This is a genomic window from Cellulomonas hominis, from assembly GCF_901521055.1.
Taxonomy (GTDB): domain Bacteria; phylum Actinomycetota; class Actinomycetes; order Actinomycetales; family Cellulomonadaceae; genus Cellulomonas; species Cellulomonas endometrii.
Genome location: NZ_CABEGA010000009.1, coordinates 13,307 through 33,331, shown reverse-complemented (window position 1 = coordinate 33,331; position 20,025 = coordinate 13,307). Strand labels below are relative to the sequence as shown.

Sequence of the window (20,025 nt, the reverse complement as noted above, 5' to 3'; positions counted from 1 at the left end):
AGCGTGGACATCACGATCGGTGTGCAGAACCTGCCGCGCGAGCTGGTGATCGAGTCGGACCAGACCGCCGACGAGGTCACCGCCGCCGTCACCGCGGCCCTGACCGGCAAGCCGGTCCTCGAGCTGGTCGACACCCGGGGGCGGCGCGTCGTCGTCCCGTCCGCGTCGATCGGCTACGTCGAGATCGGCACGGAGTCGAAGGGCCGGGTCGGCTTCGGCGCGATCTGAGCCTGCCGCACCCCCGACGCAGCGACGCCCCGCACCGGTCCGGTGCGGGGCGTCGTCGTGTGCGGGGCCGACGTGTCAGGCCGTGAGGCCGAGGCGGGACATCCGCCGGGTGTGCTCCGCCGTCAGCTCGCCGAAGAGCTTCCCGGCCGCCGCCGGGTCCGCCTGCGGGGTCTCGCCCCCGGCCGTCGTCTGCTCCGCGGCCACGGTGCCCGCCTCCGCCTCGCCGCGCCGGACCACCAGGCGCCCGAGACCGGGGTGCGCCGACATCGCCTGCTGGACGACGCCGAGCGCCTCGCCGACGAGCCGCCGGCCCCACAGGGCGAGCCGGGACACGAGCACCTCGTCCTGCGCGCCCGCCGCCTCGAGCTCGCCGACCGCGAGGTCCTCGTGCGCCGCGTCGTCCAGGACCTCGAGCAGCAGCGCGCGGGACCGCTCGTCCACGGTGGCGGCGGCGATCCGGCAGAAGTCGTCGGACACGCCGTCGGTCACGTACGACCGCAGCAGGCGCTCCCACCAGGTGCTCGGCTGCGTGCGGGAGTCGAAGTCCTCCATGAGCCGCGCGTAGGCACCGAGGCTCCGGTCGGCGTCCCCGCCGAGCTCGACGACGCGCGCCAGGACGCGGTCGCGGCGGTCGACGGCCGCCGCGGCGAGCCGGCTCAGCTCGAGCTGCTGGGCGGTGGTGGGGGCCACGCGCGCGTCCTCGGCGAGCCGGCCGAACGCGACGTGCTGGAGGTGGGCGACCAGCCCCAGCAGCTCGACGGTGTCGGCGGCGGCGTCGACGGTCGGGGTGCGCGGCTGGGCGTCGGGAGCGGCCTCGGTCATCCGCCGATCGTAGCGCCGCGGCACCGCACGGGCCGTCCCGCGCGGCGCCCGGCTAGCATGGTCGTCAGCACAGGGACCCGGACGCGACCTGGAGGCGGGGAGGCGCGTCGCTCCGCCTCGCACACCCGGAGGGTCCCTCTCGTGTCCGCCCTGAACGCCTACGGGCGCCTGTTCCGCCTGGCCGGCCCCGCGTACGTCCTCGTCGCCTTCCTGGGCCGCCTGCCCATGGCGATGGCCCAGCTCGGCGCCCTGCTCCTCGTCTCGACCGCGACCGGTACCTACGGGCTCGGCGGCCTGGCCGCGGGCGCGCTCGCCGTCGCGAACGCCGTCGGGGCGCCCGTCGCCGGTGGCCTCGCCGACCGGTACGGGCAGCGTCCCGTGGTGCTGGTGCAGTCCCTCGCGGGAGCCGCGTCCCTCGCGCTCCTCACCGTGCTGGCCCAGCAGGACGCCGGCGGCCCCGCGCTCGTGGCCGTCTCCGCCGTCACCGGTCTCGCGATGCCGCAGGTCGGGCCGCTCGCCCGGGTGCGCTGGCGGCCCATCACCGCCGGCACCGGCGCCGAGCAGCGCCGCCTGGTGGACGCCGCGTTCTCCTACGAGGGCGCCGTCGACGAGGCCTCGTTCGCGATCGGCCCGGCGCTCGTCGGCGTGGTCGCCGTGGCCCTGTCCCCCGCCGGCGCGCTGGTGACCGCCGCCGCGCTGCTCGCCGTGTTCGGCACGGCGTTCGCCCTGCACCCGACCGCCCGGCGCACCGCCACGGGCCCGCACGTCCGGCCCACGGGGCGTCTGGTCACGCCGGCGTTCGCGGTGCTGATCGTCGCGCAGTCCGCCGTCGGCGTGCTGTTCGGCGCGACCCAGACGGGCACCACGGTGCTCGCCACCCAGGCCGGGCAGCCCGGGCTGGCCGGCCTCATCCACGCCGTGCTCGGGGTCGGCAGCGCCGCCGCGGGCATCGGCACGGCGTTCATCCCCGCGCGGATCGGGCACGAGCGGCGGGTCCTGGTGGCGGCCGCCGCGATGGTCGCCCTGTCGTGGCCGCTGCTGCTGGTCGGCACGCTCCCCGCCCTGACGGCGGCCGTCGCGGTGCTCGGGTTCGCCATCGCGCCGTACATGATCGGCGTCTTCTCGCTGGGCGAGCGCGTGGTCCCCGCCGGTCGGACCGGGGCCGCGATGACCGCCCTGGCGAGCGCGACGGGCGTCGGGTACGCGCTCGGCTCGAGCGTCGCCGGGCGGCTCGCCGACCTGTCGGGGCACCGCGCCGCGTTCGCCGTGACGGTCTGCGCCACCGTGCTCGCGCTGACCCTCGCGGCCACGCAGCAGCGGCGGCTGACGGCGGCGGTGCACGCCGCGCAGGTCGCGACGGACGCCGCGGCACCCGCGACCGTGCCCGCCGCGTAGGGCCTGCCCACCCCGCCGCACCGGCCCCCTCCCGCGCCCCGACGGGGCCGGTGCGTATCATGGGAGGCGTTCATCGGTTGCCCGGTCGTCTCGACCACGGTGCTCCGAGCGCGTCGCGACGCCCAGGTGTCGCCGGCCGCCCTCGACTGACCTGCACGATCGGCTGCCGGACCACCTGTGGCGATGCCCGTCGCGGATGCCCCCACGCGGGCGCGACGTGCGGCACGCCACCTTCACGAGTGAAGAGCAGTCCGTGACCTCGACCGAACCCACCACCGACGACGGCCTCGCGCCCGAGGACGTCGCCGTGGAGACCATCGACACCCCGACCGCCGCGTCCGTCCAGGCCGCCGACGTGACCTTCGCGGACTTCGACGTCCGCCCGGAGATCGTCGCCGCGCTCGCCGACGCGGGCATCACCACCCCGTTCCCGATCCAGGCGATGACCCTGCCCGTGGCGCTGTCCGGCCACGACATCATCGGCCAGGCGAAGACCGGCACCGGCAAGACGCTGGGCTTCGGCGTCCCGCTGCTGCACCGCGTCGTCGCCCCGGACGAGGAGGGCTTCGACGCCCTGCCCGCGCCCGGCAAGCCGCAGGCCCTCGTCGTCGTGCCGACCCGCGAGCTCGCGGTGCAGGTCGCCGGCGACCTGGAGACCGCGTCGAAGCGCCGGTCCGTCCGCATCGCGCTGCTGTACGGCGGCCGCGCGTACGAGCCGCAGATCGACATGCTGCAGCGCGGCGTCGAGGTCGTCGTCGGCACCCCGGGCCGCATGATCGACCTGATGAACCAGGGCCACCTGGACCTGTCGCGCGTGAAGTGCGTCGTGCTCGACGAGGCCGACGAGATGCTCGACCTCGGCTTCCTGCCCGACGTCGAGAAGCTGCTCGCCCGGACCCCCGCGTCGCGGCACACCATGCTGTTCTCGGCGACCATGCCGGGCGCCGTCGTCGCGATGGCGCGCCGCTACATGACGCAGCCGACGCACATCCGCGCGAGCGAGCCGGACGACATCGGCCAGACCGTCAAGAACATCAAGCAGGTCGTCTACCGCGCCCACGCGCTGGACAAGGTCGAGGTGCTGGCCCGCATCCTGCAGTCCGAGGGCCGCGGCCTGACCATCGTCTTCGCGCGCACCAAGCGCACCGCCGCGAAGGTCGCGGACGACCTGGTCGAGCGCGGGTTCGCCGCCGGCGCGCTGCACGGCGACCTGGGCCAGGGCGCCCGCGAGCAGGCGCTGCGCGCGTTCCGCAACGGCAAGGTCGACGTCCTCGTCGCCACCGACGTCGCCGCCCGCGGCATCGACGTCGACGACGTCACCCACGTCGTGAACTACCAGTGCCCCGAGGACGAGAAGACCTACCTGCACCGCACCGGCCGCACGGGCCGCGCGGGCAACAAGGGCACCGCCGTCACGTTCGTCGACTGGGACGACGTGCCGCGCTGGGGCCTGATCAACAAGGCGCTCGAGCTCGGCTTCCCGGAGCCGCAGGAGACCTACTCCAGCTCGCCGCACCTGTACACCGACCTGAACATCCCCGCCGGCACCACGGGCCGGCTCCCCCGGTCCAAGCGCACCCGCGAGGGCCTGGGCGCCGAGGTGCTCGAGGACCTGGGCGAGACCGGCAAGCGGCACTCGTCGGGCCGCGAGACCGGTCGTGACGGCGGCTCGCGTGACGGCGGGCGCGGCTCGCGTGACGGCGGCCCGCGTGACGGCGGCCGCGGCGAGCACGGCGACGGCGGCCGGCAGCGCAACCGCCGGCACGGATCCGGCGAGCGCCCGGCCGAGGCCACCGAGGGCTCGACCGGTCCCGCCGAGGGCACGTCCGGCTCGACGGGCCCCGCCGAGGGCCGCACCGAGGACGGCGGCGCCCCGCGTCGTCGCCGCAACCGCCGTCGCACGCGCGGTGGCGGCTCGTCCGCCGAGGGCGCCTCGGAGCAGCCCACCTCCACGGAGGGCTGACCGCCCACGCACGACCCGACGAGGGCGCTCCCACCACCGGTGGGGGCGCCCTCGCCGCGTCCGCCCTGCGCTACGCCGCCGGCCGCCAGGGGCCGACGAGGTCGTCACACGTGGACGAGGTCGTCCGTCCCACATGACGACCTCGTCCACGACTGACGACCTCGCGGCCGGCAGGCGCCGTCAGGCGTCGGCCGACGGGGTCGGCGGCGGGGGCTGGGTCGCCAGGGCCCAGCGGACGGCGCGCGTGACCGCGTGCCCGCCGGCGCGCGCGAGCGTCGCGTCGACCCACGGCAGGTCCGGCAGGCCCAGCGGCCGGCGTGCGGCCCGGGGCAGCAGCGCGATCGCGGCGCCCGCGAGCACGCCGTACGGGACCAGCACGGGCAGGGGGACGGGCGGGCGCGCGAGCAGGAACCGGGCGGCCTCCCGCGCCTCGGGGGTGCCGCGCAGCTCCGGCACGTACGCGTCCAGGTCGGCGCGGAGCTCCGCGACGGTCTCCGGCGGGTGCTCCGCGCCGAGCGCCCGCGCGACCCGGGCGGCCTGCGCCACGTAGGCGTCGCAGCCGGCGGCGTCGAGCGGCCGGGCGCCGTACCGCTGGTGCGCCGTGAGGAACGCGTGCACCTCCGTGATGTGCACCCAGCGCAGCAGGTGCGGGTCGGACGCCGCGTACGGCTCGCCCTGCGGGGTGACGCCCGCGATCTCGTCGTGGATGCGCCGCACCATGCCCACGGCCTGCTCGGCGTGCTGGGCTGTGCCGAACGTGGTGACGGCGAGGAACGTGCTGGTGCGCTGCAGCCGGCCCCAGGGGTCGCTGCGGTAGCCGGAGTGCGCGGCGACGGCCGCCATCGCCAGCGGGTGCCACGACTGCAGGAGCAGCGCGGTGAGCCCGCCGACGAACATCGACGCGTCGCCGTGCACGCGGCGGATCTCGTCGTCGGGCGCGAACCACCGGGGCCCGGGCGTGCCGTGGATCCGGTCGCGGACCTGCGCGCCGCGCGGGCCGGCGACGCGGGCGAACAGCTCGCCGCCGAGCCGCCCGCGCAGCCGGGTGGTGGTGGAGATCGTCACGCCGCGATCCTCACCCCGGGGGCGCCGCGCCGCGACCCCGCGCCCTCAGCCGGTCCTCAGCCGGCCTCGACGAACGCCCGCACCGCGTCGGCGACCAGCTGCACCGCGATGGCCGCGAGCAGCAGACCGGCGATGCGGGTCACCAGCGTCGTGCCGGAGTCGCCGAGCAGCCGGTGGATGACGCCGGCGAACCGCATCGCGAGCCACAGGCACAGGTGCACGAGCACGATGCCGACCGCGATGGCCGTCCAGTCGGCGAGGGTGCCGTCGCTCTGCTGCACGAACACCATCACCGCGACGATCGCGCCCGGCCCGGCGAGCAGCGGCGTCCCCAGCGGGACGAGCGCGACGTTGACCTTGGCGTTCCCGGACGGCTGCGGCTCCTCCGACTTGCCGGTCAGCAGCTCCATCGCGACGAGCAGCAGCAGCAGGCCGCCGGACGCCTGGAGCGCGGGCAGGGAGATGTGCATGTACGACAGCAGGCTCTGCCCGAACACCGCGAACGCGAGGATGACGCCGAACGCCACGAGGATCGCCTGGCGCGCGGCCCGGTTGCGCTGCTGCCGGGTCATCGCCCCGGTGAGGCCCAGGAAGATCGGGACCGTCCCGGGCGGGTCCATGATGACGAACAGGGTGATGAAGACCTCGGAGAGGAGTCGCCAGTCGAGCACGGTGCTCATGGTCGCACCACCGCGGTCCGGCCCTGGCGCTCGATCTCGGCGAGCACCTCCGGCGCGGTGGTGTGCTCGCCGAGCCGGTTGTCCTTGCCCGTGCCGTGGTAGTCGCTCGACCCGGTGACGAGCAGCCCGAGGCGGTCCGCGAGCGCCGTGAGCCGCGCGCGCTGCTCGGGCGTGTGGTCGCGGTGGTGCACCTCGAGCCCCGCCAGGCCGGCCTCCGCGAGCTCGGCGATCACGGCGTCGGGCACGATCCGCCCGCGGCCGTCGGCGCCCGGGTGCGCGAACACCGGCACCCCGCCGGACGCGCGGATCGCCTCGACGGCCTCGACCGCCTCGGGCGCGTAGTAGGGCACGTAGTAGCCGCCGCCGGCCGACAGGAGGTCGGCGAACGCGGCGGTCCGGTCGGCGACGAGGCCGAGCGCGACCAGGGCGTCGGCGATGTGCGGCCGGCCGACGACCGTGCCGGGCGCCTGCTGGGCGAGCACGTCGTCCCAGGTGATCGGCAGGTCGGCCGACAGCCGCTCGACGATGGCCCGCCCGCGGTGCAGCCGCGCCTCGCGGGTCTGCGCGATCAGCCGGCCGAGCGCGGGGTCGGCCGGGTCCTGCAGGTAGGACAGCAGGTGCACGCTGACGTCGCGCGACAGGGCGGACACCTCCGTGCCCCGCACGAGCGCGACGCCGTGGGTGAGCGCGGCCTCGGCCGCCGCCGCCCAGCCGGACGTCGTGTCGTGGTCGGTGAGCGCGACCACGTCGAGGCCGGCCGCCGCCGCCGACGCCACCACCCCGCCGGGGGGCTCGGTCCCGTCGGAGGCCGACGAGTGGGTGTGGAGGTCGATGCGCACCGCGGAAGCCTACTCACCGGTGCACCCGGGCTCGGCCCGCCGGGTCCCGGGCGGTGCCAGACTGGGGGCCATGGCCACCGACACCACCCCCGAGTCCCCCGCGCCCGCACAGGCCCCGGCCGAGCAGACCCTCGCCGACCGCGGGCAGAACCGCAGCCAGCGCCCGTCGTCCGCCGCGTTCCTCGAGTGGGTGACGTCCGGCTGGGCCGAGCGTCCCGCGAGCACGGCCGTGGCCGCCGACGTGGCGCCGTTCGCGGCCGCCCGCCGCGCCCGCCTGGCGGCGCAGTTCCCCGGCGAGCGCCTGGTGGTGCCCGCCGGCGCGTACAAGGTGCGCTCGAACGACACCGACTACCGGTTCCGCCCGCACTCCGCGTTCGCCCACCTGACCGGGCTCGGCGCGGAGCAGGAGCCGGACGCGGTGCTGGTGCTGCACCCCGCCGCGGACGGCGAGGGCGACGAGCTGCCCGACGGCGGCCGGTCGACGCACCGCGCCGTCCTGTACATGCGCCCCCTGGCCGGCCGGGACACCGAGGAGTTCTTCTCCGACGCCCGGTACGGGGAGTTCTGGGTGGGCCCGCGCCCGACGCTCGAGGACATGGCGACGGTCACGGGCATCCGCACCGCGCACCGCGACGGGCTCCACGACGCCCTGGCCAAGGACGTCGGCGCCGACGGCGTGCGGCTGCTGGTCGTCCCGGACGTGGACGAGGCCGTCGAGGCCGTCGTCGAGGAGATCCGGGCGGCCGAGGACGCCGGCGAGCGCGACGCCGCCCTGGTCGAGGCCCTCTCGGAGCTGCGGCTGATCAAGGACGCGCACGAGGTCGCCGAGCTGCGCAGCGCCGTCGACGCGACGATCCAGGGCTTCGAGCAGGTCGTGCGGCGGCTCCCCGAGGCGGTCGCGCACCGCCGCGGCGAGCGGGTCATCGAGGGCACGTTCCTGTCGCAGGCCCGCGTCGAGGGCAACTACGTCGGCTACGAGACCATCGCCGCCGCGGGCGCGCACGCCACGACGCTGCACTGGACGGACAACGACGGCCAGGTCCGCGCGGGCGAGCTCGTGCTGATCGACGCCGGCGTCGAGGTCGACTCCCTCTACACGGCGGACGTCACCCGCACGCTCCCGGTCGACGGCACGTGGACCGACGCCCAGCGCCGCGTCTACCAGGCGGTGCTGGACGCCGCCGACGCCGCGTTCGCCGCCGCCGTGCCGGGCAACCGGTTCCGCGACGTGCACGCCGCCGCGATGGAGGTCATCGCCGCGCGGCTGGACGAGTGGGGCATGCTGCCGGTCCCCGCCGCGGAGTCGCTGGCCCCCGAGGGGCAGCAGCACCGCCGGTGGATGGTGCACGGCACGAGCCACCACCTGGGCCTCGACGTGCACGACTGCGCGCAGGCCCGCCGGGAGATGTACCTGGACGCGGTGATCGAGCCCGGCATGGTGTTCACCATCGAGCCCGGCCTGTACTTCCAGGTCGACGACCTGCGGGTGCCGGAGGAGCTGCGGGGCATCGGCGTGCGCATCGAGGACGACGTGCTGATCACCGCCGACGGCAACGAGAACCTGTCGGCCGCCCTCCCCCGGCGCCCCGAGGACGTCGAGGCCTGGATGGCGGGCCTGCTCGGCCGCTGACGCCCCGGACGCGACGACGGCCCGTCCCCCGCTGCGGGGGGACGGGCCGTCGTCGTCGGGTCAGTCCTGCTTCGCCGGCGCCTCGGGGTCCTGCGGCTGCTGCGGCGGCTGGGGCGCGAGCTGGCCGTACCGCGGCTCGGCGGGCGGCTGCGGCGCGAGCTGCCCGTAGCGCGGCGGGGCGGGCGGGGTCGCCGGCTGGGCCTGCGGCGTCCCCGGCGTGGCCTGCGGGTGGGCGGCGGCCGGGTCGGAGGGGCGCACGCCGACGGGCGCCGCGGGCGGCGGCACGGGCGTCGCGGCACCGACCCGCACCCCGCCGACCTCGCGGAGCAGCTGCCGGGCGTCGTGCGCGCGGTCGGACTGGCACAGCACCGCGTACTGGGACGCGACGATCTGGCTCTGCGACGTGAAGTCGCGCTTGCCGCGGCTGGTGGCGTACACGAGCACCGCGAGCAGCAGGCCGGCCGCGCCGCCGAACAGCACGGCGGCGAGCAGGATCCCCTGGCTGCCGCCCGCCATGAGGAACAGCAGGCCGATGAACACGCCGAACCAGGCACCGGAGCCGAAGCCGCCGACGGCCACGCGCGCGTACGTGAGCCGGCCGGTCACCCGCTCGACCATGCGCAGGTCCGTGCCGACGATCGTGACGAGCTGCACCGGGAACTGGTGGTCCGAGAGGTGGTCCACCGCCTTCTGCGCCTCGAGGTAGGTGCCGTAGGACGCGACGGTCTCGCCCTGCGGCAGCGTGGGGGTGTTGGGGACGCGGGCACCACCGGTGAACGACATGCCCCCATCCTCGCCCCCGCGGGCGCGCGTTGGCCAGGCGTCACCCCCTGTACGCAGGGAGTTCATGCGCAGCTCCCAGGACGTGCCCAGCCGCCGCGGACGTGACGTCGGCCACGCGGACGGGCGCGCGCCGGGCGCCGACCCGGCGTCTACGCTGACCCCCGTGAGCGGACCCGGGACCCGAGTGTTCGTCGCGCGCCTCGCCGGAACCTCCGTCTTCGACCCGATCGGCGACCAGGTGGGGCGGGTGCGCGACGTCGTCGTGCTGCTGCGCCCCAAGGGCGCCCCGCGCGCCGTCGGGCTCGTGGTGGAGGTGCCCGGGAAGCGGCGGGTGTTCGTGCCGCTCACCCGCGTCACCGCGATCGACGCCGGGCAGGTGATCTCGACCGGCCTGGTGAACATGCGGCGGTTCGAGCAGCGCCCGTTCGAGACGCTGGTGGTCGGCGAGCTCTTCGACCGGACGGTGCAGCTCGCGGACGGCACGGGCACCGCCACGGTCGAGGACGTCGCCCTGGAGCGGCAGCGCAACGGCGACTGGCTGGTGTCGAAGGTGTTCGTCCGCAAGCACCGCCCCGGCCGCACGGGGCTGCTGCGGCGGCGCGGCGAGGCGGAGCTCCTGGACATCGACGAGATCGCCGGGCTGGCCCGCACCGCCGCCGACGCGCAGGGCGCCGCGCTGCTGCTCGCGCAGTACGACGGGCTCAAGCCCGCCGACCTCGCGGACGTGCTGCACGACATGGGGACGACCCGGCGGATGGAGGTCGCCACGGCGCTCGACAACGAGCGGCTCGCCGACGTCCTGGAGGAGCTGCCCGAGGACGACCAGGTCGCGATCCTGTCGAGCCTGGAGCGCACCCGGGCGGCGGACGTCCTGGAGGCCATGCAGCCCGACGACGCGGCCGACCTGCTGGGTGAGCTGCCCGACGACCAGGCCGCCGAGCTGCTGGAGCTGATGGAGCCCGAGGAGGCGCGCGACGTCCGCCGGCTGCTGGCGTACGAGGACAACACCGCCGGCGGCCTGATGACCACGGAGCCGGTGGTCCTGGGCCCGGAGACGCCGATCGCCGCGGCCCTCGCGCACGTCCGCCGGCGGGACCTCACGCCCGCGCTCGCGTCCATGGTGTTCGTCGTGCGGCCCCCGCTGGAGACGCCGACCGGCCGGTTCATCGGCGTCGTCCACCTGCAGCGGCTGCTGCGCGAGCCCCCGCACGAGGCGATCGGCACGCTGGTCGACACCGACATCGACCCGGTGCTGGTCGACGCCCCGCTGCTCGCGGTCACCCGCCGGATGGCCACCTACGACCTGCTGGCGATCCCGGTCGTCGACGCCGAGCGCCGGCTGCTCGGTGCGGTGAGCGTCGACGACGTGCTGGACCACCTGCTGCCCGAGGACTGGCGCGAGACCGACGAGGAGGAGCACCCCACCGGGGCGGTCCCCGCGGCCCCGCAGCCGCTCGCCGACCGCGCGGGCGCCCGGCACGTCGGACCCGCCCCGAGGGGAGGCCGGCGTGGCTGAGCGCCTCGACACCCCGAAGGCCGCCCGCCGGACGTTCCTGCCCAAGCTGCAGGAGGACGCGTTCGGCAAGGTGTCCGAGGGCATCGCCCGGTTCATGGGCACCCCGCGGTTCCTGCTCTGGCTGAGCCTGTTCTGCGCGGTGTGGCTGGTGTGGAACTCGTGGGGTCCGGAGGCCCTGCGGTTCGACAAGGCGGCGAACGGCTTCACCGCGCTGACCCTGATGCTGTCGCTCCAGGCGTCCTACTCCGCCCCGCTGATCCTGCTCGCGCAGAACCGGCAGACCGACCGGGACCGCGTGCAGGCCGAGCAGGACCGGCAGCGGGCCGAGCGGAACCTCGCGGACACCGAGTTCCTGGCCCGGGAGATGGCCGCCCTGCGCATCGCGCTGTCGGAGGTCGCCACCCGTGACTTCGTCCGCTCGGAGCTGCGCAACCTGCTCGAGGAGCTGGTGGAGGAGCGCGAGGCCGCGGCCGGTGAGGACGGCGAAGGGCTCGACCGCCCGGAGCGGGCCGACCGCCCCGACCGCACGGACCGGCGGGAGCGCACGGACCGCACCGAGCGGCGCGACCGCACCGACCGGCCCGAGCTCCGCGGGCGCGCCTGAGGGTCACGGGCGGTCCTCGGCCCCGGGGTCCCGGGGGGTGCGCCCCGGCGCGCACCTACGATGGACGACATGCCGCCCGTCCTGGACACCCGTGACCCCGAGGCCGTCGCCGCCGCCGTGCGGGAGGCCCTCACCCGGGTGATCGACCCCGAGATCCGCCGACCGATCACGGACCTCGGCATGGTGCGCTCGGTGGACGTCGACACGGCGGCCCCGGAGGGCGCCCACGTCACGGTCGGCATCGACCTGACGACGGCCGGCTGCCCCCTGCGCGACACCATCACGAAGGACGTCACCGCCGCGGTGCAGGCCGTCGAGGGCGTCGCGGAGGTGCGGATGGCGCTGGGCGTGATGAGCCCCGAGCAGCGGGCGGCGCTCACGGAGCGGCTGCGCGGCGGTCCCGAGCCGGTCATCCCGTTCAGCAAGCCCACGTCGCTGACCAAGGTGTTCGCGGTCGCGTCCGGCAAGGGCGGGGTCGGCAAGTCGTCCGTCACCGCGAACCTCGCCGTCGCGATGGCCGCCGACGGCCTGCGGGTCGGGGTCGTCGACGCGGACATCTACGGCTTCTCGATCCCGCGCATGCTCGGCGTCACGCAGCCCCCCACGCGCGTGGACGAGATGCTGCTGCCGCCGATCGCGCACGACGTCAAGGTCATCTCGATCGGCATGTTCGTCCCGCCCGGCCAGCCCGTGGTGTGGCGCGGGCCGATGCTGCACCGCGCGCTGCAGCAGTTCCTGTCCGACGTGTTCTGGGGCGACCTGGACGTGCTCCTGCTGGACCTGCCGCCCGGGACCGGCGACATCGCCATCTCGGTGGCCCAGCTGCTCCCGGGCTCCGAGCTCGTGGTGGTGACGACCCCGCAGCTCGCCGCGGCGGAGGTCGCGGAGCGCGCCGGGTCGATCGCGACGCAGACGCGGCAGGGCGTGGTCGGGGTCGTCGAGAACATGGCGTGGCTCGAGCAGCCGGACGGCAGCCGGCTCGAGCTGTTCGGCTCCGGCGGCGGGACGCGCGTCGCGGACGGGCTGTCCCGGTCCACGGGCACCCCGGTGCCGCTGCTGGGGCAGGTGCCGCTCGACATCCGGCTCCGCGAGGCCGGCGACGGCGGGACGCCCGTCGTGCTGACGGACCCCGACTCCCCCGCGGCGCAGGCGCTGCGCGGTGTGGCCCGCACCCTGGCGGCCCGCTCCCGCGGCCTAGCGGGGAAGTCGCTGGGGCTGACGCCCGTCGGTCGGTAGGACCGCTCGCACGGGAGGACCGCTCGCGCGGGAGGGCCCTGACGGCCGTGTCGGTGGTCGGCGGCAGCATGGGACCGGTCGCCTCACCCCCGTCGAAGGAGCCGCCGTGCGCGTCGTCGTCAGCACCCCGTCCGGTCGCGTCGGGTCCCGTGTCGCCACCCTGCTGGTCCAGGCGGGCGAGCGCCCGGTGCTGCTCGCCCGCGACCCCGGCCGCCTGGACCCGGCGCTCCGCGAGGCCGCCGACGTGGTCCCCGTCGACCTGACGGACGCGGACGCCGTCGTCGCGGCGACCGCGGGGGCCGACGCGATCCACTGGGTGAGCCCGTCGGTCCCGGCCGACGACCCCGTCGAGGCGTACGCGGGGCTCGGCGCGGTGGTGGCGCGCGCGGTGCGCGAGAACGGCATCGGGCGGGTCGTCCACCAGAGCAGCGTCGGGGCGGAGGCGCGGCACGGCGTCGGCGAGATCGACGGGCTCGGCCGCGTCGAGGAGCTCCTGGACGCCACGGGCGCGTCGGTGACGCACCTGCGCTGCGGGTACTTCTTCACGAACCTGCTGTTCGACGTCGCGGGCCTGCTGCGCGGGACGCTCACCACGACGTTCCCGCTGGACCGGCGCCTCGCGTGGGTGGACCCGCGCGACGTCGGGGACGTGGCCGCGGCGCGGCTGCTGTCGACAGCCTGGTCCGGGCGGCACACGCAGGGCGTGCACGGCCCGGAGGACCTGTCGTTCGCCGAGGCGGCGTCGGTGCTCGCGGACGCGCTCGGCCGGCCGGTGCGGGCGGTGCGCATCACGGACGCGGAGGCCGCCGCGCCGCTGCGCGAGCTCGGCCTCACCGACGCGCAGGTGGACGGCATGGTCGGGATGCTGCGGGGGCTGCGTGACCTCACCCCGCAGGACGGCCGGTCGGTGCGGACGACCACGCCCACGACGCTCGCCGCCTGGGCCCGGACGGTGCTGCACCCCGCGGTCGACGCGGCCCCGGGCTGAGCCGGCACGCACCGGCCGGCCGGCTGCCTGCTGGTGCGGCGCGTGTTGGTTCGTGTGCGGTCGTGGTGGATACTGTCGCGGTGCTCGCGAGTCAACGGCAGGACCGCATCCTCGCGGAGGTGCGCGCCCACGGGGCGGTGCGGGTCGCCGACCTGGTGGAGCAGCTCGACGTCTCCGAGATGACGGTTCGCCGGGACATCACGGAGCTGGACCGGGCGGGGCTGGTGCGGCGGGTGCACGGCGGCGCGGTCGCCCCCGACGGCGCCGGCCGCCCCACGGACGAGCCCGGGTTCGAGGCGAAGAGCTCCTGGTCGACGGACGAGAAGGAGGCGATCGCCGCGCTGGCCGCCGCGACCGTCGAGCCGGGCCAGGCGATCGCGCTGTCGGCCGGGACGACCACGCACCTGCTCGCCCGGCGCATCGCCGCCGACCCGGCCCTGCGGCCGCTGACCGTCGTGACGAACTCCCTGCCCGTGGCCGGGACGCTGCACCGCGCGACCGCGGGCGCCGGTGCCCTCGACGTCATCCTCACCGGTGGCAGCCGCACCCCGTCGGACGCGCTGGTCGGGCCCGTGGCGGACACCGCGCTGGCGACGCTCCGGGTCGACCGCCTGTTCCTCGGCGTGCACGGGCTGGACGAGTCCGGTCTGATGACCCCGAACCTCGCGGAGGCCGCGACCGACCGGGCGCTGCTGCACTGCGCGGCGGCCGTCACCGTGCTGGCCGACCACACCAAGTGGGGCGTCGTCGGGCTCGCCCGGATCGCCGCGCTGGAGGAGGTCGACGTGCTGGTCAGCGACGCCGGGCTGCCCGAGCCGGCCCGTGCCGTGCTCGCCGACGCCGGCTGCACGCTGCTGGTGCCCGCCCCCGACGACGACCCGGCCCGCGTGCCGGCCGAGAACCCCGTGTCCCGTCACCCAGGAGGTACCCCATGAACGCCCCGACGAACGCCCCCGTGTGGGTGGGTGCCTGGGAGCCCGCCGACGGCGCCGCGCGGGTGCGCCAGCTGTTCGCCGACCGGTTCGGCGCCGAGCCGGACGGCACCTGGTCCGCTCCCGGCCGCGTGAACCTGATCGGCGAGCACACCGACTACAACGGCGGGCTGTGCCTCCCGTTCGACCTCCCCCACCGGACCTACGTGGCGGTGCGCCGCACCGACGGCGACGCCGTCCGGCTGGTGTCCGCGCAGGAGTCGACGGGCGTGCGCGAGGTCGCGCTGTCCGAGGTCGCGCCCGGCACGGTCAGCGGCTGGCCGGCGTACGTCGTGGGCGTCGCCTGGGCGCTGCGCGAGGCGGGGCACCAGGTCGGCGGGTTCGACATCGCGGTCGACTCCTGCGTGCCCTACGGCGCCGGGCTGTCGTCGTCCGCCGCGCTGGAGTGCTCGGCGGCGGTCGCGCTGGACGCGCTGTTCGGCCTGGGGCTGGCCGGCACTTCCGAGCAGCCGGACGACGCCGGGCGGGCCGTCCTGGCCGAGGCCTGCATCCGCGCGGAGAACGAGATCGCCGGCGCCAGCACGGGCGGCATGGACCAGTCGGTGTCGCTGCGCGGCCGCGCGGGCCACGCCCTGCTGCTCGACACGCGCGACGGCTCCGTCCGGCACGTGCCGTTCGACCTGACCGCCCACGACCTGGCGCTGCTGGTCATCGACACCAAGGCCGAGCACGCGCTGGTCGACGGGCAGTACGCCGCCCGCCGGGCCGCGTGCGACGAGGCCGCCGCCCGGCTGGGCGTCAGCACCCTGCGGGAGATCGACCCCGACCGGCTCGGCGACGCGCTCGCCACGCTCGCCCACGGCACCGGCGCGGTCGGCGAGGGGTCGCACGACGCCGAGGTGCTCGTGAAGCGCGTCCGGCACGTGGTCACGGAGATCGCGCGCGTCGAGGAGTTCGTGGCGCTGCTCGACGCGGACCGCGTCGAGGAGGTCGGCGCGGCCATGGACGCGTCGCACGCCTCCCTGCGCGACGACTACGAGGTGTCGTGCCGCGAGCTGGACGTCGCGGTGGACGCCGCGCGTGCCGCGGGGGCGCTCGGGGCGCGGATGACCGGCGGCGGGTTCGGCGGCTCGGCCATCGCGCTGGTCCGCGCCGGTGACGTCGACGCGGTCGCCGCGGCCGTCGCGCGGGCGTTCGAGGACGAGGGCCTGCACGCCCCGGCGTTCCTGGTGGCGGTCGCCAGCGACCCCGCGGCCTGACGGCGGGCGCCGGCCGGGCCGCTCAGCCGGCGCCGGCCGCGCCGCCCCCGCGCGGCAGACGGCCCGCGTCCTCGTGCAGGGCGAAGAGCAGGGAGTACGGCGTGCCGTCCGGCGTCGGCCGGCGCTCCGCCAGCTCGGCGAAGAAGCCGTCCACGCGGGACATCAGCTCCGCGTGCTCCGCCTCGCTCAGCCGGACGCCGAGCCGGGTCATCCGCACCGACGCGGGGTCGGCCTCCGCGACCTCCTCGAGGAACGTCCGGAGCATCAGCTGCCACTTGCCGGGGAAGTCGGGCGACCGCCACGACTTCCCCGTCGCCAGGTAGGGCACCTCGCGCGAGCCGCGGGCACCCCGCCGGACCGGCTCCGCCGCGAGGTACCCGCGGTCGACCAGCGTGCGCACGTGGTGCAGGACGGTGGCGGGGTTCCGGCCCAGCCGGTCGGCGATCTCGCGGTTGGTCAGCGGCTCGTCCAGGCACAGCCGCAGGATCCGCAGGCGGGTCGACGAGGCGAGGGCGCGCGCGTCGGCGTCGGCGTCGCGGTCGACGTCGGCGCCGGGGTCGGTCGTCATGCCCTGATCGTAGCCACTGATTGACTTCTCCCAATCAGTAGCCCCACGCTGGTCGCATGACCTCCGCCCCGGGTGCCCCCGCGGGTCGCCGCGGCTCGCTCGCCCGGCACCCGGACTTCCGCCGCCTGTGGCTCGGCGACGCCCTGGGTCAGCTCGGCGCGCAGCTGAGCATCCTCGCGCTGCCGGTGCTCGCCGTGCGGGAGCTCGGCGCCACCGAGTGGCAGATGGGGCTGCTCACCGCCGCGGAGACGGCGGCGTTCCTGGTGATCGGGCTGCCCACCGGCGCGTGGGTGGACCGGATGCGCAAGCGGCGGGTCCTGGTGGTCGCCGACCTCGTGCGCGCCGCCGTCCTCGCGACGGTCGTCGCGCTCGCCCTGAGCGGGCACGCCTCGATGGCGGTGCTCTACGCGGGCGCGCTCGTGATGAGCGTGGCGACGGTGTTCTTCGACGTCGCGCACCAGTCCTACGTCCCCGGCCTCGTCGGGCTGGAGCACGTCGGCGAGGGCAACGCGAAGCTCCAGGCGACCCAGTCGGTCGCGGCGGTCGTCGCACCGGCGCTCGGCGGGGCGCTGCTGCGGGTCGTCGCGCCGCCGTACGTGCTGGCGGTCAACGCCGTGACCTACCTGCTCTCCGCGGCGTCGGTCCACCGGATCCGGCAGGTCGAGACGCTGCCGCCCGTCGAGGGCCGGCGCCCGCTCCGGGAGGAGATCGCCGAGGGTCTCCGGTTCGTCCTGCACCAGCCGCTGCTGCGCCGGATCGTGGCGTGCACCGCGCTCGGGAACCTGTTCTCCGGCGTCTCGGGGGCGCTGCTGGTGCTGTACGCGCTGCGGGACCTCGGGCTCGACGTGGCGCAGTACGGTGCCGTCGTCTCGGCCTCGGCCGTGGGCGGGCTGCTGGGGGCGCTGACCGCCGACCGACTGGCCCGCCGGGTCGGCGAGGCCCGGATCATCCCGCTCGCCGCCGTCGCCCTCGCCCCGGGCGCCGCGCTCGTCCCCCTGGCCGCCGTGCTGCCCCTGCCGCCGCAGGCCGTGCTGATCGCGGGCGGGGTGCTGTTCTGGGGGGCGGTCGTCGTCTACAACGTGGCGCAGGTGAGCTTCCGGCAGCGCATCTGCCCGCCCGCCCTGCTCGGGCGGATGAACGCGTCGGTGCGGTTCGTCGTCTGGGGGACGACGCCCGTCGGCGGGCTGCTCGGCGGCTGGATCGGGCACACGTGGGGCGTGGTGCCGGCGCTGTGGGTGGCGGCCGCGGGCACCGCCGTCGCGGCGCTGCCGGTGCTCGCGTCCCCGCTGCTGCGGATGCGTGACCTGCCCGGCGCGCCGGTGCCGGCCGACGCGCCCGCGGCCGGCTGAGCCACCCGCGGGCCGAGCCCCTCAGACGTCGTAGGCCACGACCACGGGCGCGTGGTCGCTGAACCGCGCGTCGTACGTCGCGGCGCGGTCGATCGCGACGCTGCGCACCGTGTCCGCCAGCCCGGGCGTCGCGAGCTGGTAGTCGATCCGCCAGCCGGAGTCGTTGTCGAACGCCTGCCCGCGCCAGGACCACCACGTGTACGGGCCGGGACCCTCGCCGCCGTGCTCGCGACCGAGGTCCCGCCAGCCCTGCTCGTCGAGCCACGTGTCCAGGTACGCGCGCTCCTGCGGCAGGAAGCCCGCCGACTTGAGGTTGCCCTTCCAGTTCTTGATGTCCGCCTCGCGGTGGGCGATGTTCAGGTCCCCCGCGACGACGGCGTGCTGGTTCTCGCCCGCGAGCTCGGCCATCCGCTTCGTCATGACGTCGAGGAAGGCGTACTTCTCGTCCATCTTGGGCGTGCCCGCCTGGCCGGAGTGCACGTAGGCCGACACGACGGTGAGCAGCCCGCCGCCCGGCAGCTCCAGGTCGGCCTCCACCCAGCGGCCGCTGTCGGACGGCACGCCGGTGCCGATGCCGATCCGCACGGCGCGCATGGGCAGGCGGGACGCGATCGCGACGCCCGCACGGCCCTTCGTCTCGCTCGCCTCGTGCGCGAGGTGCCACTCCTGCGCCGACAGGTGGTCGCCGAGGATCTCGTCGGACGCCCGCACCTCCTGCAGCAGCAGGACGTCGGGCCGCCTCTGCTCGATCCAGTCCCCCATCCCCCGCTTGAAGGCGGCACGGATCCCGTTCACGTTCGCAGTCGCTACCGTCAGCACGCGGACCATCCAACCCCATGCCACCGACACGGCCGACAGCGCCGTCAGACCCTGTCCTGCAGCCGGCCCCGGGCCCGCTCCACCAGCGCGGCCACCCCGTCGAGCATCATCCGCAGCGCGAGGTCCGGGTCGTCCCCCTCCCCCGGCTCGTCTGAGGTGTCGTCGAACGCGCCCGCGGCGACGGCCTCGCTGAGCACCGGGTGCCGCTCGGGGTCCACGACCGCCCGCAGCACCGTGGCGTAGTCCAGCAGCGCGGGGTGCGTCGCCTCGTCGGCCCGTGGCGCGGGGTCGCCGTCCGCCGCCTCCGCCGCCGCGCGGGCCGCCCGCTCGGCCGTCGTCCGCGCGGCCACGACCTGGCTCTCGCTCAGCACGTGCAGCGACAGGTGCCCGACGACGGCCGTCCGCTCCGCCCACGTCAGCGGGGTGCCCTCGAGCGCCCGGAGCCCGCGCTCGAGGAACGCGACCCGCGCGGGTCCCGGCAGCGACGCCGTGACCGGGGCCTGCACCGACCAGGGGTGCACCTGCGCGAGCGCGAGCTGGTCGTGGCACCAGCGCTCGAGCGCCGTCCGCCAGGCCGGGACGCCGGGGGCCGCCGGGAGGTCCGAGGCCGCTCGCTCGGCCGCGTCGACCGCCTCGCCCAGCGCCGTCTCCATCATCAGCGCCAGCAGGTCGTCCTTGCTCGACACGTACCGGTACAGCGCCATGGTCGTGACGCCGACCCGCTCGGCGACGCGCGCCATGGAGACGGCCCCCAGACCCTCCGCGTCCGCGAGCGCGACGGCGGCCTGGGCGATGCCGGCCAGCGTCAGTCCGGGGCGGGGACCGCGGCGGCCCACGGGCGCGGGGCGCCAGAGCAGCGCGAGCCCCGGAGGAAGGTCCGGCGGGGCGTCCGGGCCCGGCTCCTCGACCGCCCGGGCGCGCAGGCGCGCGCGCTCCACCTGGCGTGCGGCGCGCTGCGCGGCGAGGCGGGCGTCGAGCGCCGCCTTCTCGGCCTCGCGCTCCGCACGGTCCGCCTCGCGCTCGACCTCCCGCACCTGCCGGTCCTGCTCGGCGCGGCGACGCCCGGCGTCCTTCTCGGCCGCGCGCGCGGCCTTCTCCCGCTCCCGCTGCGCCTTCTCCGCCTCGCGGACCGCCTTCTCGCGGTCGCGCTCGGCGCGCGCGGCCTCCTTGGCTGCCGCCTGCGCCGCCTTCTCGCGGTCCCTGCGCAGCGCCTCGGCCTGCCTGCGGGCGTCCTCGGCGTCGCGGCGGGCGACCGGGTCGAGGTCGCCGGTCGGGTGCTGCTCGTCCATCGGAACTCCTTGACCGCCGGGCTCGGAACTGTGTACAACATACACATCGCATCATCCGTG

The 20,025-nt window shown here is 76.3% G+C and carries 19 protein-coding genes; 11 read left to right on the top strand and 8 right to left on the bottom strand.

Going from position 1 to position 20,025, the window contains the following annotated elements:
• The first annotated feature begins 3 nt into the window (after positions 1-3).
• Positions 4-228 carry a DUF3107 domain-containing protein gene (locus KJP73_RS01495; protein WP_146840067.1) on the top strand — a complete coding sequence of 75 codons (225 nt, stop codon included), beginning with the start codon at positions 4-6 and terminating at the stop codon, positions 226-228.
• Positions 229-303: 75 nt separating this feature from the next.
• Here the strand turns inward: KJP73_RS01495 and KJP73_RS01490 are convergent, their stop codons facing one another.
• Positions 304-1,050 (bottom strand): ferritin-like fold-containing protein, encoded by a 747-nt coding sequence (locus tag KJP73_RS01490; protein ID WP_213280991.1) that lies wholly within the window; start codon positions 1,048-1,050, stop codon positions 304-306.
• A gap of 141 nt (positions 1,051-1,191) precedes the next feature.
• On the opposite strand from KJP73_RS01490, the gene KJP73_RS01485 reads away from it, so the two are divergent.
• Together KJP73_RS01485 and KJP73_RS01480 are read left to right on the top strand one after the other, a co-directional pair.
• On the top strand, positions 1,192-2,445 hold the full coding sequence (locus KJP73_RS01485) for an MFS transporter (protein WP_213280990.1): 1,254 nt from the start codon (positions 1,192-1,194) through the stop codon (positions 2,443-2,445).
• Positions 2,446-2,641: 196 nt separating this feature from the next.
• Complete coding sequence (locus tag KJP73_RS01480) at positions 2,642-4,408, top strand: DEAD/DEAH box helicase (protein ID WP_213280989.1); 1,767 nt, start codon at positions 2,642-2,644, stop codon at positions 4,406-4,408.
• Positions 4,409-4,588: 180 nt separating this feature from the next.
• Here KJP73_RS01480 and KJP73_RS01475 read toward each other — a convergent pair whose 3' ends face one another.
• Genes KJP73_RS01475 through KJP73_RS01465 form a run of 3 tightly spaced genes read right to left on the bottom strand, consistent with a single transcriptional unit; the run spans position 4,589 to position 6,992 of the window.
• A complete protein-coding gene (locus KJP73_RS01475) occupies positions 4,589-5,473 on the bottom strand; it encodes an oxygenase MpaB family protein (protein ID WP_249669007.1) in 885 nt (294 codons plus the stop codon).
• Positions 5,474-5,529: 56 nt separating this feature from the next.
• On the bottom strand, positions 5,530-6,153 hold the full coding sequence (locus KJP73_RS01470; RefSeq protein ID WP_213280988.1) for a MarC family protein: 624 nt from the start codon (positions 6,151-6,153) through the stop codon (positions 5,530-5,532).
• The gene (locus KJP73_RS01465) at positions 6,150-6,992 is read right to left on the bottom strand and encodes a PHP domain-containing protein (RefSeq protein WP_213280985.1); all 843 of its coding nucleotides are present in this window, start codon (positions 6,990-6,992) and stop codon (positions 6,150-6,152) included. The genes KJP73_RS01470 and KJP73_RS01465 overlap by 4 nt, the downstream gene beginning before the upstream one ends.
• A gap of 70 nt (positions 6,993-7,062) precedes the next feature.
• Here KJP73_RS01465 and KJP73_RS01460 point away from each other — a divergent pair, with 70 nt between their 5' ends.
• A complete protein-coding gene (locus KJP73_RS01460; protein ID WP_213280983.1) occupies positions 7,063-8,622 on the top strand; it encodes an aminopeptidase P family protein in 1,560 nt (519 codons plus the stop codon).
• 60 nt (positions 8,623-8,682) lie between these two features.
• Here KJP73_RS01460 and KJP73_RS01455 read toward each other — a convergent pair whose 3' ends face one another.
• Positions 8,683-9,405: a general stress protein gene (locus KJP73_RS01455; protein ID WP_213280981.1), complete on the bottom strand. Its 723-nt coding sequence runs from the start codon at positions 9,403-9,405 to the stop codon at positions 8,683-8,685.
• Positions 9,406-9,568: 163 nt separating this feature from the next.
• Here KJP73_RS01455 and KJP73_RS01450 point away from each other — a divergent pair, with 163 nt between their 5' ends.
• From KJP73_RS01450 to galK, 6 genes are all read left to right on the top strand, one after another.
• A complete protein-coding gene (locus tag KJP73_RS01450) occupies positions 9,569-10,921 on the top strand; it encodes a magnesium transporter MgtE N-terminal domain-containing protein (protein ID WP_213280980.1) in 1,353 nt (450 codons plus the stop codon).
• Positions 10,914-11,525 (top strand): DUF1003 domain-containing protein, encoded by a 612-nt coding sequence (locus tag KJP73_RS01445; protein WP_213280979.1) that lies wholly within the window; start codon positions 10,914-10,916, stop codon positions 11,523-11,525. The genes KJP73_RS01450 and KJP73_RS01445 overlap by 8 nt, the downstream gene beginning before the upstream one ends.
• A gap of 69 nt (positions 11,526-11,594) precedes the next feature.
• Positions 11,595-12,761 (top strand): Mrp/NBP35 family ATP-binding protein, encoded by a 1,167-nt coding sequence (locus tag KJP73_RS01440; protein WP_213280978.1) that lies wholly within the window; start codon positions 11,595-11,597, stop codon positions 12,759-12,761.
• Positions 12,762-12,867: 106 nt separating this feature from the next.
• Complete coding sequence (locus KJP73_RS01435) at positions 12,868-13,749, top strand: NAD(P)H-binding protein (protein WP_213280977.1); 882 nt, start codon at positions 12,868-12,870, stop codon at positions 13,747-13,749.
• An 80-nt stretch (positions 13,750-13,829) separates the two neighbouring features.
• Positions 13,830-14,684, top strand: a complete 855-nt coding sequence (locus tag KJP73_RS01430) for a DeoR/GlpR family DNA-binding transcription regulator (protein WP_213281021.1) — start codon at positions 13,830-13,832, stop codon at positions 14,682-14,684.
• Positions 14,681-15,940, top strand: a complete 1,260-nt coding sequence (gene galK / locus KJP73_RS01425) for a galactokinase (RefSeq protein ID WP_213280976.1) — start codon at positions 14,681-14,683, stop codon at positions 15,938-15,940. The genes KJP73_RS01430 and galK overlap by 4 nt, the downstream gene beginning before the upstream one ends.
• A 22-nt stretch (positions 15,941-15,962) precedes the next feature.
• On the opposite strand, the gene KJP73_RS01420 is transcribed toward galK, so the two are convergent.
• Complete coding sequence (locus tag KJP73_RS01420; protein WP_213280975.1) at positions 15,963-16,508, bottom strand: ArsR/SmtB family transcription factor; 546 nt, start codon at positions 16,506-16,508, stop codon at positions 15,963-15,965.
• A gap of 56 nt (positions 16,509-16,564) precedes the next feature.
• On the opposite strand from KJP73_RS01420, the gene KJP73_RS01415 reads away from it, so the two are divergent.
• Positions 16,565-17,857 (top strand): MFS transporter, encoded by a 1,293-nt coding sequence (locus KJP73_RS01415; protein WP_213280974.1) that lies wholly within the window; start codon positions 16,565-16,567, stop codon positions 17,855-17,857.
• A 21-nt stretch (positions 17,858-17,878) separates the two neighbouring features.
• On the opposite strand, the gene KJP73_RS01410 is transcribed toward KJP73_RS01415, so the two are convergent.
• A complete protein-coding gene (locus KJP73_RS01410) occupies positions 17,879-18,676 on the bottom strand; it encodes an exodeoxyribonuclease III (RefSeq protein ID WP_213280973.1) in 798 nt (265 codons plus the stop codon).
• A gap of 44 nt (positions 18,677-18,720) precedes the next feature.
• Positions 18,721-19,965 (bottom strand): TetR/AcrR family transcriptional regulator, encoded by a 1,245-nt coding sequence (locus KJP73_RS01405; RefSeq protein WP_213280972.1) that lies wholly within the window; start codon positions 19,963-19,965, stop codon positions 18,721-18,723.
• Positions 19,966-20,025: the final 60 nt, after the last annotated feature.

Excerpts from the sequence above, each read along its gene's own strand:
- KJP73_RS01490 (WP_213280991.1), bottom strand. The coding sequence starts at position 1,050 with ATGACCGAGGCCGCTCCCGACGCCCAGCCGCGCACCCCGACCGTCGAC.
- KJP73_RS01480 (WP_213280989.1), top strand. The coding sequence starts at position 2,642 with ATGCCCCCACGCGGGCGCGACGTGCGGCACGCCACCTTCACGAGTGAA.
- KJP73_RS01470 (WP_213280988.1), bottom strand. The coding sequence starts at position 6,153 with ATGAGCACCGTGCTCGACTGGCGACTCCTCTCCGAGGTCTTCATCACC.
- KJP73_RS01460 (WP_213280983.1), top strand. The coding sequence starts at position 7,063 with ATGGCCACCGACACCACCCCCGAGTCCCCCGCGCCCGCACAGGCCCCG.
- KJP73_RS01455 (WP_213280981.1), bottom strand. The coding sequence starts at position 9,405 with ATGTCGTTCACCGGTGGTGCCCGCGTCCCCAACACCCCCACGCTGCCG.
- KJP73_RS01440 (WP_213280978.1), top strand. The coding sequence starts at position 11,595 with ATGCCGCCCGTCCTGGACACCCGTGACCCCGAGGCCGTCGCCGCCGCC.
- galK (WP_213280976.1), top strand. The coding sequence starts at position 14,681 with ATGAACGCCCCGACGAACGCCCCCGTGTGGGTGGGTGCCTGGGAGCCC.
- KJP73_RS01420 (WP_213280975.1), bottom strand. The coding sequence starts at position 16,508 with ATGACGACCGACCCCGGCGCCGACGTCGACCGCGACGCCGACGCCGAC.
- KJP73_RS01415 (WP_213280974.1), top strand. The coding sequence starts at position 16,565 with ATGACCTCCGCCCCGGGTGCCCCCGCGGGTCGCCGCGGCTCGCTCGCC.
- KJP73_RS01405 (WP_213280972.1), bottom strand. The coding sequence starts at position 19,965 with ATGGACGAGCAGCACCCGACCGGCGACCTCGACCCGGTCGCCCGCCGC.